At 64.8% G+C, this 14,159-nt stretch carries 12 protein-coding genes; 1 reads left to right on the top strand and 11 read right to left on the bottom strand.

The genetic code is table 11. From position 1 onward, the window contains the following. Positions 1 to 78: 78 nt before the first annotated feature. The 10 genes from ABXS05_RS08320 to ABXS05_RS08365 form a co-directional block, all read right to left on the bottom strand. On the bottom strand, positions 79 to 885 hold the full coding sequence (locus ABXS05_RS08320) for an ABC transporter permease (RefSeq protein WP_311934092.1): 807 nt from the start codon (positions 883 to 885) through the stop codon (positions 79 to 81). 222 nt (positions 886 to 1,107) lie between these two features. Continuing rightward, complete coding sequence (locus tag ABXS05_RS08325) at positions 1,108 to 2,532, bottom strand: amidase (RefSeq protein ID WP_367623560.1); 1,425 nt, start codon at positions 2,530 to 2,532, stop codon at positions 1,108 to 1,110. Positions 2,533 to 2,618: 86 nt separating this feature from the next. Further along, positions 2,619 to 3,998, bottom strand: coding sequence for a leucyl aminopeptidase family protein (locus ABXS05_RS08330; RefSeq protein ID WP_367623561.1), 1,380 nt, complete (start codon positions 3,996 to 3,998; stop codon positions 2,619 to 2,621). 10 nt (positions 3,999 to 4,008) lie between these two features. Continuing rightward, on the bottom strand, positions 4,009 to 4,818 hold the full coding sequence (locus ABXS05_RS08335) for a YdcF family protein (protein ID WP_367623562.1): 810 nt from the start codon (positions 4,816 to 4,818) through the stop codon (positions 4,009 to 4,011). A 114-nt stretch (positions 4,819 to 4,932) separates the two neighbouring features. Beyond that, the gene (locus ABXS05_RS08340; RefSeq protein WP_367623563.1) at positions 4,933 to 6,258 is read right to left on the bottom strand and encodes an NAD(P)H-dependent oxidoreductase; all 1,326 of its coding nucleotides are present in this window, start codon (positions 6,256 to 6,258) and stop codon (positions 4,933 to 4,935) included. Positions 6,259 to 6,480: 222 nt separating this feature from the next. Beyond that, positions 6,481 to 7,725, bottom strand: a complete 1,245-nt coding sequence (locus tag ABXS05_RS08345) for an NAD(P)/FAD-dependent oxidoreductase (RefSeq protein WP_367623564.1) — start codon at positions 7,723 to 7,725, stop codon at positions 6,481 to 6,483. A 66-nt stretch (positions 7,726 to 7,791) separates the two neighbouring features. Continuing rightward, a complete protein-coding gene (locus ABXS05_RS08350; protein WP_367623565.1) occupies positions 7,792 to 8,880 on the bottom strand; it encodes an ABC transporter ATP-binding protein in 1,089 nt (362 codons plus the stop codon). Between the two features lie 80 nt (positions 8,881 to 8,960). Continuing rightward, entirely contained in the window at positions 8,961 to 10,103 is a 1,143-nt protein-coding gene (locus tag ABXS05_RS08355; protein ID WP_311934100.1) for an extracellular solute-binding protein, read from the bottom strand. Positions 10,104 to 10,140: 37 nt separating this feature from the next. Then, the gene (locus ABXS05_RS08360) at positions 10,141 to 10,953 is read right to left on the bottom strand and encodes an ABC transporter permease (protein ID WP_367623566.1); all 813 of its coding nucleotides are present in this window, start codon (positions 10,951 to 10,953) and stop codon (positions 10,141 to 10,143) included. Continuing rightward, the gene (locus ABXS05_RS08365) at positions 10,950 to 11,831 is read right to left on the bottom strand and encodes an ABC transporter permease (RefSeq protein ID WP_149255419.1); all 882 of its coding nucleotides are present in this window, start codon (positions 11,829 to 11,831) and stop codon (positions 10,950 to 10,952) included. The genes ABXS05_RS08360 and ABXS05_RS08365 overlap by 4 nt, the downstream gene beginning before the upstream one ends. A 129-nt stretch (positions 11,832 to 11,960) precedes the next feature. Here ABXS05_RS08365 and dapF point away from each other — a divergent pair, with 129 nt between their 5' ends. Beyond that, the gene (gene dapF, locus ABXS05_RS08370) at positions 11,961 to 12,836 is read left to right on the top strand and encodes a diaminopimelate epimerase (RefSeq protein WP_367623567.1); all 876 of its coding nucleotides are present in this window, start codon (positions 11,961 to 11,963) and stop codon (positions 12,834 to 12,836) included. Positions 12,837 to 12,846: 10 nt separating this feature from the next. Here the strand turns inward: dapF and ABXS05_RS08375 are convergent, their stop codons facing one another. Further along, a complete protein-coding gene (locus ABXS05_RS08375) occupies positions 12,847 to 14,100 on the bottom strand; it encodes an MFS transporter (protein ID WP_367623568.1) in 1,254 nt (417 codons plus the stop codon). Positions 14,101 to 14,159: the final 59 nt, after the last annotated feature.

The following is a 14,159-nucleotide window of genomic DNA, read 5'->3' on the forward strand; positions in this document are numbered from 1 at the left end:
GCCTCGAACGGGGCCGTGCGAACCGTGCTCCCGATCAGCGTTTTGCTCCTGGGCCTCTTCCAAGATTACCGCGAAGGCTCAGCGAGTGGATAGAACGTAGTTTCTCAGCACTCTCTCCAGAGCCAGTCCCCCCACCAGGGAGACCAGCCCGACTGCAATCGTATAGGGCTTGTCCAAGACGAGTTGACCATAGCCCGTATAGTAGGCTGAGCGCATCCACTCCACTGTCTGAAGCGCAGGATTATAGGCCAGCATTGAGCGATATGGCTCCGGGATCGTATCGGCAACGAAAACGACACCCGATGACGCCCAGACACCAATGATGAGCAGTGAATAACCCGTCATCCACATCGGTACAGCGGCAACGATAACGCTGTTGATCACCCCCATGCCGCAGCCAAGCAGGATGGATGCCCCTAAAGCGCAGAAGGCAGTGGTGATATCCTGCGGCAGGATTGGAACGTCAAAGGTTATTCCAAGTATAATCATAAAGATTATTACAAAGGCTGACGACAGGATCTCAAGAATTGCACCCGCGATAAGAACGTCAAGCATTCTTACACCGGGGAGGCTCAATAGCGGTCTCGTCGACACAAGATTTACCATCATGAAGCGCGAAAGGTATGAAAAGACCATAAAAGGTACTGTACCAGTAGCGATGAACAAGATGACGCTTTCTCCATAAGGCGCCGCACGCCCTGTGATAGAAAAAATAGCAATAAGAAGCAGGATGTGGGAGATTGGCCAGCCCACTGCCACGATATATCCGAGGCCGTGCCCAAAAAAACGCGTCCTGACATTTCTGAGCATGACGGCCGATATGACGCGCCGCTGGCGCTCGAACGCCGCCATGACGGTTGTAGAGGAAGTGTGAGTCAGGTCCACTTTGAAATTCCATCCTCTGGCGGGCGACAACGGGTGTCTGCGAAACGTCCTATATCTCAGGCATACCTGATGAATTGTGAAATGATGGAAAGCCGCGATTCAGTGAAGCTACGGAGATCTTCTGCCGATATGAGTATCATGTCGTAGCCGAGCATCGTGATAAATTTCCCTTGAAGATATTATCGTTGGCGGTTAGCTCTGCTCTCGCAGAGCGCACGATACCTATCGCGAACGTGGCTCGATCGGTACCAGTCTACTCAGCCCCAGCAACTCCTCCAGCACGGCGCCCGCACCTAGCAGCGCCGCCTCGCCGCGTGGCCGGCCGATGAGTTGCACGCCGACGGGGCGGCCGTCGGCGGTGAAGCCGGCGGGCATGGCCAGGGAGGGGCAGGAGGTCATGGTGACGACACTGGCGATCTTGAGCCAGTCGACATAGTTCTCGAACACCCTGCCCTCGACTTCGCGCACCCAGCGCTGCTCGATGCCGAGCGGCGGCGTGCAGGCGGCTGGGGCGATCAGCACGTCATAGTGCGAGAAGAAGGCCGCGATGTCGTCATAGAGCTTGCTGCGACGGAGCATGGCGGCACCGATCGTATCGGCATCCAGGGCGCGCCCTTTCTCGATGTTCCAGATCACGTCCGGCTTGAGTTCGCTGCGGCGGGTCTCGAGCAGTTCACGCATGCCGGCGGCGTAGGAAAGAGCCCGCAGCGTCTGGAAGGCCTCGGGCACGCCGGTGAAATCCGGACACGCCTCCTCGACGACCGAGCCGGCCTCCTCCAATTTCCTGGCCGCAGCCTCGGCGATCGCCCGGGTCTCGCGATTGACCGGTGTGATGCCGAGGTCAGGCGAGAAGGCGACCCGTTTGGGCGCCTGCCGGCGGTGGACGCTCTCGCGAAAGCCGATGGCCGGCTCTTCCAGCGACAGCGGGTCCTCGATATGCCAGCCGGCCATGGCGTCGAGCATCAGGCCGACATCCTCGACATTGCGTGCCATCGGGCCGTTGACCGGCAGGGTCTCGAACTTGATGCCGTCGGGGCCGCTGGCGACCCGGCCGGGCGAGGGGCGCAGGCCCACCACCGAGCAGAAGCTCGCGGGTGTGCGCAGCGAACCGCCGAGATCCGAGCCGGTGGCCAGCCAGACCTGCCCGGTGGCGAGTGCCACGGCCGCCCCGCCCGACGAGCCGCCGGCGTTCAGCCTGGTGTCCCAGGGGTTGAGCGTGTCGCCGAACACGGCATTGAAGGTGTTGGCGCCGGCGCCGAATTCGGGCGTGTTGCTCTTGCCGATGGTGATGCCGCCGCGGGCTTCCAGGCGCTCGACCATGATGTCCGAGCGCTCGGGCACATGATCCCTGAAGATCTGCGAGCCATAGGTCGTGCGTACGCCGGCAACGTCGTTGAGGTCCTTCACCGCGAGCGGCAGGCCGCCGAGCCAGCGGGGGTCTTCGCTGGGCGGGGCCTCCATCAGGCGACGGGCCTGGTCGCGGGCGCGCTCGGGGCAGAGCGTGACCATGGCATTGACCTTGCCGTCGACAGCCTCGATACGGGCAAGCGAGGCCTCGACCAGATCGAGCGGGCTGACCTCGCGCCGCCTGAGGCGCTCGACGACCTCGCAAGCGGTCAGGCGGATCAGCTCGTCGGCGTTGCTCATGGTGCAAATTCCCGGAAGACTGGATTGGCATTGTTAGGGGCCGAGCCGGCGATGCCACCGGCCCCGGTCGGTCGGTTGGCGGCGCCTCAGCCGAAACGTGCCTTGAGATAGGCATAGAGGGCGCGGGCGCCCATCACCTCGGCGCCCTCGGGCCGGCCGGGCTTGGCGGAAGGGGTCCAGGCGAAGATGTCGAGATGCACATAGGCCCCGGCCTTCTCGACGAAGCGGTTGAGGAAGAGGGCCGCGGTGATCGAGCCGGCAAAGCCGCCGCCCGGGGCGTTGTTGAGATCGGCGACCTTGGAGTCCAGCATGGCGTCATAGGGGGGCCAAAGCGGCAGGCGCCAGAGCGGATCGTTCTCCCGGGCGGCATGGGCGAGGAGATCGGTTGCCACCTTCTCGTCGCGGCAGAACAAAGGCGGCAGGTCGGGGCCGAGGGCGACGCGGGCGGCACCTGTCAGCGTCGCCATGTCGACGATCAGCTCCGGCGCTTCCTCATCGGCAAGCGCGAGGGCGTCGGCGAGCACCAGGCGGCCCTCGGCGTCGGTATTGCCGATCTCCACGCTCAGCCCCTTGCGCGAGGCCAGGATGTCGCTGGGCCGGAAGGCATCGCCGGAAATCGCGTTCTCGACGGCCGGGATCAGCACGCGCAGGCGCAGCTTGAGGCCGGCGGCCATGATCATGCTGGCGCAGGCGAGCACCGAGGCGGCTCCACCCATGTCCTTCTTCATCAGCAGCATGCTGGCCGACGGCTTGATGTCGAGGCCGCCGGTGTCGAAGATCACGCCCTTGCCGACCAGTGTCACCTTGGGATGGGCGGCGTCGCCCCAGGCCAGGTCGATCAGCCGCGGTGCCCGCGAGGAGGCCCGGCCGACGGCATGGATCATCGGGAAGTTCCCGGCGAGGAGTTCCTCGCCGACCACGACCCGGAACGCCGCACCATGTTTTTCGGCCAGGGCACGCGCCGCCTCGGCCAGCTCCGCCGGGCCGAGATCATTGGCCGGTGTGTTGACGAGATCGCGCCCGAGCGCCACAGCCTCGGCAATCGACAGGATTTCATCGCGGTCGATACCATCAGGTGCGATCAGCTGTACGGCCTTGATATCGTTGCGCTTGTAGCGACCGAAACGATAGAGGCTCAAAACCCAGCCGAGCGCTGCGAGCCGGTCGTCATGGCTGGCATTGGCGAAGCGATAGGTGCCCACGGGCAGGAGGGTGGCGAGCTTGCCGGGCAGGAAGCCGTCACGATGGCGGGCCGATTCGCCCTCGAGGCCGAAGATCACGCCGGCGAGGTCGCCGTCAGGTCCCGGCAGAACGAGGTGGCGGCCGGCGCTTGCCTCGAAACCGTTGGCGACGATCCAGTCCCGCTGCGACGGAGACAGGCGCTCCAGCACCGCGCCGGCGGTCTCCTTGGTGGCGAACCAGATGGGAACGGCCTGTTCGGCAGCGGCAAGCAGAGGCTCGGACATGGTGCAACTTTCAAGGTTCGGGGAAGATCTCGTCGATGCGCCCGCTCAACCGGTAGGACAGCAGGCCGATCCACTCACGCACGGCAAGGTTCATCTGGCGCAGCCCGTCGCTCATCGCATAGAAGGGCCGCATGCCATCCTGCGGACCCGCCGTGCGATAATTGACGGGATAGGCCATTACATCGAAGCCGGCCTTGCGAAACAAGGCCATCGAGCGCGGCATGTGGTAGCCGGAGGTGACCAGCAGATAGGTCTCGCCGGGCTTGGGCTTGAGAAGGTCATAGGTGAAGACGGCATTCTCATAGGTATCGCGCGAGCGGTTCTCGAACAGCATGCGCTCATCGGGAATGCCGAAACTGCGAAAGAGCTGCCTGGAGGCATCCGCCTCGGTGATATCGCCCCAGATCTGGCCGGCAAGCGAGCCGACGCCGCCGGTGAAGATGATGCGGGCATCGGGAAACTGGCGCGACAGGCCGGCGACGGCCGTCATCCGCTCGGCCGAATCGGTGAGGGCGGTCTCGTGCCTGGTGGTGGAGATGTGGGTGTCCACCGCGCCGCCCAGCACGATGATGCCGGCTATCCTGGTCTGGGGCGCGATCGCAGCCTGGGGAAAGCGTTCCTCCAGCGGCTGGATCAGCCAATTGCCGAGCGGCGACCAGCCCATCACCGCGAAGGCCAGCAGCGCGAAGCCCATCAGGAAGCGGCCGAAGCGCTGGACGCGGTGAATGAAGCTGAGGAACAGGCCGAGGAGGCCGAGCACCAGGGCCGCGTTGGAGGGCAGGATCAGGAAGCCCAGAGTCTTGGCGAGATAATAAAACATGAGATGCGTTGTCAGGGTGGCGGCATTTGGGGGGCGGGTCTTCAGACCCGCCTTTCTCGATCCAGTGAGCGTAGCGTTTCCAGGCTGGTCTGAAGACCAGCCCCCCGATCGGGCCTACGCCGCATCAGCCTTGAGGAAGCGCTGGTCGGCGAGGTCGAGCTGCCGGCGCAGGCGCACGATAGTGAGGCTGTCGTCGACGGCGCAATTGTCGTGGCTGAGCAGCTCGCCCTTGCGGATCGGCTTGGTGACGCGGGCGCGTTCGGCCAGGCCCAGCGGCAGCAACCGTTCCCGCCTGGCATCGGCCCAGCGCATCGACCAGCCGCGATAATCATATTCGCCGATGCGACCGAGCACGGTGCCGGGCGCGAGATCGCGCTTGGCTACCGCCGCGGTCTCGGCGACGGGATGGTCGAGCGGCTGCAGGTCGGCGGTACCGTAGAGCACGGCACGCGCGGCAGTGAGAGGCGTTTCCAGGCTGGTCAGATGATAGGGCCGGTGCAGGGTGAAGAACGGACCCTTGCCGACATGCAGGTCCGTCATGCGTTCCAGCACGCGCGGATGGTTGGGTTCCACCACGCAGAACACGCCCGGCGCCACGCCCTTGCCGATGGTGTAGTCGACGCAGCCGCGCTTGGAGAGCACGCCGCCATGGCTGACCGGGATCAGCACTTCGGCGAGTTCCTCCTTGCTGGCGCGCGGCCCGTGCAGGCCGGGCTTGTCCGGCTCAAGGCCGGTGGCATTGGCGAGCGCCACCATCTCCACCATGGTCTTGGAGCCGTCGACGAATTCGACCAGCACGCGCGGGTTCATGTCGCGCGCCGTCGCCTCTTCGACATAGTCGTCGGGCACCGCATCGAAATTCAGGGCGTTGTTCTTGCCCTTGCCGGCGGCGACCACCGTCATGCCGAGGGTGCGGGCAAAGCAGACCAGTTCGAGCGCGGCGGCCGGTTCGTCGCCGGCCGCGCCGGTATAGATCACGCCCGCCTTCTCCGCCTCGGCCTTGAAATGGCGGCCGATGGTGATGTCGGCCTCGACATTGAGCATGACGATATGCTTGCCGTGCCGGATGGCGGCCTCCGCCACGATGGCCCCGGATTCGGGATGGCCGGTGGCATCGATGATCACTTCGATGCGGCCGGCGGCGGCCAGCGCCTCCAGGTCGGTGGTGATGGCGATGCGCCCGGTCTCGATGGCCCGGTCGATCGCCGAGGCGTTGGTGACCTCGACGAGCTCGTCCAGCCGATGCCCGGCGCTCAGGGCGGCCGCGATGGCATTCTGCGGTCGCGATCGCACGGCGACGGCGCCGATGCGGATGCCCTGCATCAGCGCGATCTGCACGATGAGGTCGGTGCCCATCTGGCCGGCTCCGACCAGGCCGATGGTAACAGGGCCCTTGTCGCGGGCGCGTTCCATCAGATCGGCAGCAAAAGAGGGGTTCATCGGGGGCTCCGCAATCTCGTCATGCACCGTCTAAGCACCAAATCGTGGCGCTGCAAAGGGAAATGGCCATGTCCTTTCGGTGCAGATCATCGCCTTTTTGGACAAGGGACGGCCCCTGGAGCAAAGCGCGTTTGGACGGAAACACTGGTTTGCTCTCACTCTTTGGTTCAACGCGTCTTTGCGATTCTTGGCGATTCCACCAAATCGCAAAACGCTACGGCACTAGGCGCTGAAGCGTTCCGCCCGGTAGGCGGAGGGGTCGACGAAGGGTTTTTCGCCGGTGATCATCTCGGCCAGCAGCCGGCCGGTAGCCGGGCCGAGGGTGAAGCCGAGATGCTGGTGGCCGAAGGCCAGCCAGAGGCTGTCGTGGCGCGGCGCCTTGCCGATGACCGGGCGCGAGTCGGGGAAGATCGGCCTCGATCCCATCCAGGGCTCGGCCTCGGCGCGCTCACCGAGCGGAAAGAGCTTGCGGGCGAGCCGTTCCGTGCGCTCGACCTGCACGGGTGTCCTCGGGGCATCGCGCCGCGCGAATTCGGCGCCGGTGGTGAGGCGGATGCCGCCCGCCATCGGTGTGATGACGAAGCCGCCCTGCTCGTCGAGCACGGGGCGGCTGAGGCCGGCATTGCCCTCGGCACGGTAATGCATGTGATAGCCGCGCTTCACCGCGAGCGGGAAACGGTAGCCGAGCGGGGAAAGCAGGTCCATCGACCAGGGACCGAGGGCGACGACGGCCTGGCGCGCCTCGATCGGACCGTTCTGCGTGGTGATGCTCCACCCGGAAGCACCCGGACGCAGGCTGCGGGCGTCGCCGATCAGGACCTGCCCGCCGATCGCTTCGAAATGGCCGGCATAAGCCTTGGTGATGCCGCCGGGATCGGAGACGCTGTGTGGATCCTGCCAATGCACGCCCGCGGTGAAATCGGTCCGGAGATTGGGTTCGAGCGCCAGAGCTTCGTCGCGCGTCAGCGCCTTCACCCGGTAGCCGAACTCGGCGGCGAGGGGAAATTCCCGCTTCTCGGCTTCGAACGCCTTCTCGCTGCGATAGACCTTGAGCCAGCCCGTGTCGCGGAACAGGGCGTCGGCGCCGGCCTTGCTCGCCAAGGCGCGGTGCTCGGCCACGGTGGCGCTGAGCAAAGGCTGCATCATCCGGGCGGTGGCGAGAAGCCGGTCCGGGGCGGAGTTGCGCCAATAGGCGAGCAGCCAGGGTGCCAGCGCCGGCAGGGCCGTCCAATGGTAGTTGGCGCCGGGATAGCGCTTGAGCACGACGTCTGCGAGGGCGGACAGGCTGCGCGGGAAGGCGACGGGCAGCAAGGCGGAGCGCTCGACCACGCCGCTATTGCCGTAGGAGGTTTCCTCGCCCGGGCCGCGCCGGTCGACCAGGGCGACGGACCGGCCGCGCTCCTGCAGATGCGCGGCGATCGAGGTGCCGACGATGCCGGCGCCGAGAACCATGACGTCGTAACGCATGGAAAACCCCATTGGTGCTGAAAAGAACTTTGGTATCGAATACGGTTCGGCTGGAGCGACCCGCCGTCAGGTGAGCCTGCGCCCATTCTCGTCCAGCAGCAACACATCCTGAGGGGCAATGGTCACCGCGACGGCCTCGCCGTCATGCCAGACCCTGTCCTCGATGGTGGCATTGGCCTGCAGCCTCAGGCCGGCAAGATCGAGGATATAGGCGGCGGTGCCGCCGAGGTAGGAAGCGGCGATGATGGTGGCGCGCAGCTCGCCGGGATCGCCGCACGGCGGGCCGAGCCGGATGCGCTGGGCCCGTACCACGCCGGTCGCCCTTGTGCCGGCGCGGGCCGACGCCGGTGCGACGGCGACCAGTTGCACGCCATTGTCGAGATGCAGGGCAAGGCGGCCATCGGCCACGCCCATGATCTTGCCCTCGATCAGGTTCGACTGGCCGAGGAAGCTGGCGACGAAGCGGGTGTCCGGGCGCTTGTAGACCTCCTCGGGCGTACCCTGCTGCTCGACCACGCCCTTGTTCATCACCACGATGTGGTCGGACATCGCCAGGGCTTCCTCCTGGTCGTGGGTGACGAAGATCGAGGTGATGCCGATCTCGCGCTGGATGATCTTGAGCTCGGTGCGCATTTCCTCGCGCAGATGCGCGTCGAGCGCCGAGAGCGGCTCATCGAGCAGCAGCACGTCCGGCTCGATCACGATGGCGCGGGCGAGGGCAATGCGTTGCTGCTGGCCGCCGGAGAGTTCGGAAGGCAGCTTGCGCTCGACACCCGGCAGGCGGACCATGTCGAGGGCGCGCTTGACCTTGGCGGCGATAGTGGATTTGTCCACGCCGCGATATTTCAGGCCGAAGGCGATATTGTCGTACACGTTCTTATGCGGAAACAGGGCGTAGTTCTGGAAGACCAGGCCGATATTGCGCTTGTGGATCGGCATCGTGTCGATGCGCTTTCCCGCCACCACGATCTCGCCGGCCGTCGGCTGCACCAGGCCGGCGATCGAGCGAAGGATCGTGGTCTTACCGCAGCCCGAGGGGCCGAGCAGGGTGACGAAGTCGCCCTTGCGAATGGTGAGGTTGACGTCCTTGACGGCAACGAAATCGCCATAGGCCAGATTGACATTGGTGAGTTCCACGGCCGTTGGCTTGGTCATCAGTCACGCTCTCGTTTTTAACTTCGGCTGCGAATGCAGCCGGGCCGGCAAAGCTCGCCAGCCCGGAGTTCAGAGGGAGATCAAGCGCCCTTGGCGATGCGGTCCCAGGTCTTGGTCCACTCGTCCGTGTGCTTGTCCCAATAGGCGGCGTCGGCGAAGGTCAGCGAAGCCATCTTGCCGGTGGGGTCGAAGGCCGGCAGCGCCTTGACCTTGTCGGTCAGCTTCACCTTGGTGGGATCGAGGGCGGGCGGATAGCTCTGCCCCTCCGCCACCGCGATCATCACTTCGGGCTGCAGCATGAAGTTGAGCAGTTCCTCGCATTCGGCCATCGGGGCGCCCTTGAGCACCAGCAGGTCCTCCATCCAGGCATAGGAGCCGGGCGGATCGAGATAGCCGATCGGCGCGCCCTGGGCCTGCAGGGCGGCGACACGTCCCGACCAGGCATCGGTGACCACCACCTCGCCCTTAGAGAGCAGGTCCATCAGCTCGGCGCCCGACGACCAGTATTTCTTGGCAAGGTCGCGCTGCTCGCGCACCTTGTCCCAGACGGCATCGATGTCCTTGATGGCGTTGGGGTCCTGGCCCAGAGCGAGCGCCGCATACCAGACGCGGGTGATCATGTTGCCATAGCCGCCGATCTTGTCCTTGTATTTGGGATCGAACAGCAGATTGACGCCCTTCTCCTTGGCCTCGGCTTCGGAAATCACCTTGGTGTTGTAGGCGATGCCGGTGGTGCCGTAGTCATAGGGCACGCAGGACAGGTCCGGTGAGATCTTGCGGAACGGCTCGAACATCACCTGCATGATGTTGGCCATATTGGGGATGTTGGCGTCGTTGAGCTTGGTGGTCAGCCCGGCATCGACATAGCGCTTGTAATATTCGACGCCGGAGGAATGAATCACCTGGAACTCGCCGGGCGAGGCGGTCTTGACCTTGGTGATGATCTCGTTCTCGTCGCCGAAGGTGCCCTGCACCACGTTGTTGCCCGTCTTGGCCGTGTAGGGCTTGAAGGCGTATTTATCCATCGCCTCCTGAACGCTGCCGCCCCAGCCGTCGAAGCGCACGTCCTTGGCGGCGGCGAGCGCCGAGCCGCCCCATTTCAGATTGATGCCGGCCCCGGCCGCCGCCGCCGCGGTGAGGCCGAGGAAGGTGCGGCGGCTCATGCCGCCATTGAGATAACGCTCCTTGAGGCGCTCCAGGCGCCTGGTCTGCGACATTGTCATTGGTCTGGTTCCCCTCCTGGTGGTTTTATGACTGGCCCTAGCGAATGCCGCGGGCGAGATAGCGGGCCAGGCCGCCGCCGATGAGCGGCACGCCCACGGTCAGCAGGATCATCAGCGCGCCGAGGGCGTTGATCTCCGGGCTGATGGAAACTTTCAGCATCGACAGGATCTGCGTCGGCATGGTCTCGACGCCCGAGGGGCGCCAGAACAGGCTGGCGGTGACGTTGTCGAAGGAAATGGTGAAGACCAGCAGCAGGCTGGCGATGACGGCCGGCATCAAGAGCGGCAGGGTGATCTCGCGGAAGGTGTGGAACCGGTTGGCGCCGAGCGACAGGGCCGCCTCCTCATAGACCCGCCGGATGCCCACCAGCCGCGACTGCACCACCAGGATGACATAGGGCAGCGCCAGCATGATATGGCCAAGCACCAGCAGCACCAGCGTGCGCGGCTGCTGGGCCCAGCGCATCAAAAGCAGCAGGCCGACACCGAGCACCGTCTCCGGCACCAGGGCCGGGGCGATCAGCAGCGTGTTGATGAACTGCTTGCCCGGGAAGTCGTAGCGCACCAGCGCCATCGCCCCCATGATACCGAGCACCGTGCAGACCACCGCGGTGATCAGGGCGACCCAGAGCGAAGTCTTGAAGGCGCGGATCACCGCCTCGTTCTCCATCAGCTTGCTGTACCAGCGCAGGCTGAAGCCGGTCATCGGGAAGCCGCCAAACTGCGAATCGTTGAAGGAGAGGATCACCACCACCAGGATCGGTGCGAACATGAAGATGTAGACGAGGATGGTGAAGACCTTCACGGCCTGCCAGGACCAGTCCTTTTCCGCGCCGGGCAGCTCGCTCATTGGCTCAACCCCTTGAAGATGCGCGACAGGCCCATATAGCGGCTGTAGATCGTAGCCACGATGCCGAGCAGCACCAGCAGCACGAGGGAGAGTGTCGAGCCTAGCGGCCAGTTCAGCTGCGTCATGATGGTGTCGTAGATCAGATTGCCGAACAACGCGTCGCGGGTGGAGCCCAGCACCTGCGGGGTGACGTAGCTGCCCGCCGCCAGCACGAAGCAGAGCAAGAGGCCCGCCATCAGGCCTGGCAGGGACAGCGGCAGCACCACCTCACGGAAGGCCTGGCCCTGGGTGCAGCCGAGCGTGCGCGCCGCCGAGATCAGGTTGCGGTCGATGCCTTCGAGGCTGACATAGATGTTGAGGATCATATAGGGCAGCAGGAAGTGGATCATGCCCATGATCACCGAGCCCTGGGTGTAGAGCATGCGCAGCGGCTCGGAGATCAGGCCGAGCTTCATCAGCACCACGTTGATGATGCCCTGTTCGCCCAGGATGTGGATCCAGGAGAAGGTGCGGATGGTGAAGCTGATCCAGAAGGGCACGATCAGGAGCAGCAGCAGCAGCCATTTGTGCCGCGTGCGCGTCATCGCGATGAAATAGGCCGGCGGATAGCCGAGCAGCGCGCAGAGGATGGCGGTGATGGCTGCCACCTTCACCGTCTTCCACAGGAAGAGGTGGTAGAAGCTGTCGGTGAAGAATTCGTGCCAGTTCGCGGTGGTGAAGACCTGTTTCTCAACGCCGGCCGTGACGAACTCATAGAAGCTGTACACCGTCATGATGACGATGGGCACCACCATCAGCACGGTCAGGACGATCAGGGTCGGGGAGAGCAGATACCAGGGGCGCAGCCGATCGCGTGCAGAAAGCTGCTGGCCTGCCATCATGTCCCCACGCTGTTCCCTGGAAGTAATATTTGTTTCGTTCAGGGTGGATCTTCTCTAGGCATGTGTCAATTGCCGGACAATACAAATCCGGTCGTGGTTACCACCCGCGCCATGAGGCCTACTGCGATGCTGCTGTCCGATTACCTCGCCCAAGCGGTGCCGCCTGGCCTTGAGGGGCTGAAACCCTTCGTCAAGATGCACGGCCTCAGGAACCACTTCGTGATCTTCGACCAGCGCTTGCATCCCCGTGCCTTGCCTGTGGCCGATATCGTGCGCCTGTGCGACGTCGAGACGGGAGTCGGCGCCGAACAGGTGCTCACCATCGAGGCGCCGACATCCGCTGGGGCCGCCGGTGGGAGCTATGCCCGTATGCGCATTTTCAACATAGACGGGCGTGAGGCCGGGGCTTGCGGCAATGCCACACGCTGCGTCGCTCATCTCCTGCTGGAGGAAAGCGGGCGGGACGAACTGGTGCTGGAGACCGGTGGGGGTCTGTTGGCCTGCCGCCGGGCCGACCCGATGGCTGTTGCGGTGACGCTCGGGCCGATCGTGATGGGATGGGACCAGATCCCGCTCGCGCATGAGGTCGACACCGCCCATCTGCCGCTCGTCAGCGGGCCGCTTCGCGATGGCCTCGCCCTGAATATCGGCAATCCGCACGCAGTGTTCTTCGTTGGGGAACTCGACGCCGTCGACGTCAGGGCGGTGGCACCAGCCATCCAGAACGATCCTTTGTTCCCGGAGGGCGTCAATGTCGGCGTGGCCGAGGTGGTCGATCGCGGTACGCTGCGCCTCAAGGTCTGGGAGCGCCCGGGTATCCTGACGAAGGCCTGCGGCACCGGCGCCTGTGTCGCTGCCTATGCTGCCCGCCTGCGTGGGCTGATCGACGGCAACAGCGTCACCGTGCATCTGCCGGGCGGGGCGCTGTCCATCGAACTGCTGCCGGATGGCCGCGCGATCATGACCGGGCCGGTGGCTCTGTGCTGCCTCGGCTACGCCTGATGCAAGCGCCTCAGGCGTAATGCAGGCGCCGGCTGAGGCCTGAAACCTCAATGGCTGCAGCGGCCGGGAGGCCTTGGACGCGCGGGCGCGGCGGCGGCATCCGCATGCCGATGGTGAACATCACGGCGCTGGCCGCGGCAAAGGCGGCGAAGGTCAGGAACATGCCGGTGCCCCCGAAAGTGCCGAGCATCAGGCCGCCGAGTGCCGGACCGAAGAAATTGCCGATGGTCGAGAAGGAGTGGGCGCCGAAATAGCTGCCCCGGTTGCGCGCGTTGCAGATGCCGTCGACCAGGAGATATTCGGATGGCACCACCAGGATCTCGCCGATGGTGAACAGCACCATGAAGAGGGCGAAGCCGATGAAACTGCTGGATGCCAGGAAGCCGAGTTCGCTGGCGAGGATGAGGACGCAGCCCAGCACCATGGCGTGGAGGGCGCCGACCTTTTCGATCAGCCGGCGCGCGAACAGATTGCCGACGAGCACGACCAGCCCGTTGATCGAGAGGAGATAGGCGAAGATGTCGACGCCGCCTTCCATCGTGGCGCCGAGATAGGGCGCCAGGGTGGCCGACCACTGGCCGTAGACGGCCAGCAGAAGAGTGCCGCCGCCAACGAAAAAGGCGAGCCGCGGATCCCGGGCGGCTGAGCGAATACTCTCGACGATGGAAGGTTGCCGATGGCTTTCACTCTTTTCGGCATCGACGGTTTCGGGCGTGCCGAGCAGATGCAGGGCGATGGCGAAGACAGCGTAGATGCATCCGGCCACCATGAACATCGCACTCAGCGCTGTCCCGGCGGCAACACCGATCAGGGGCCCGACAGCCCACCCTGCATTCGCAACCATGTAACGCCATGAAAAATACTTCAGGCGTCGCTCGGGCGGGCAGATGTCGCTCATCAGGGCACGGGATATCGGCTCGTAGACGGCGATCGATACGGCCGCGACGATCTGGGCCGCACAGAAAGCCGTGACGGATTGGGCAAATCCCATGCCGATCAGGGCCAGGGCCGTCAGTGCCAGCATCAGCACCAGCATGAGGACGCGGCCGACCCTATCCGACAGCGAGCCGGCGAACGGAGCCGCGATGGCACCCAGAAGCGGCCCGGTGCCAAGCAGGATGCCGATGGCGGCAGGTCCCAGGCCGAAGGATTTCTGCAGTTTCACCGCCAGGAAGGACAGGCTCATCGCCCGGGCCACGCTGACGAGACCCGACCCGGCGATCAGGAAATAGACGAAGCGAAGACGGCGCGAATCAGGGTTCATCTGGCGGGTCCGGATGGCATTGGGACCATTTACTATGGGGTGCTCGGCTTCACCACTTC

Source organism: Labrys neptuniae (genome assembly GCF_040797145.1).
Classification (GTDB): domain Bacteria; phylum Pseudomonadota; class Alphaproteobacteria; order Rhizobiales; family Labraceae; genus Labrys; species Labrys neptuniae.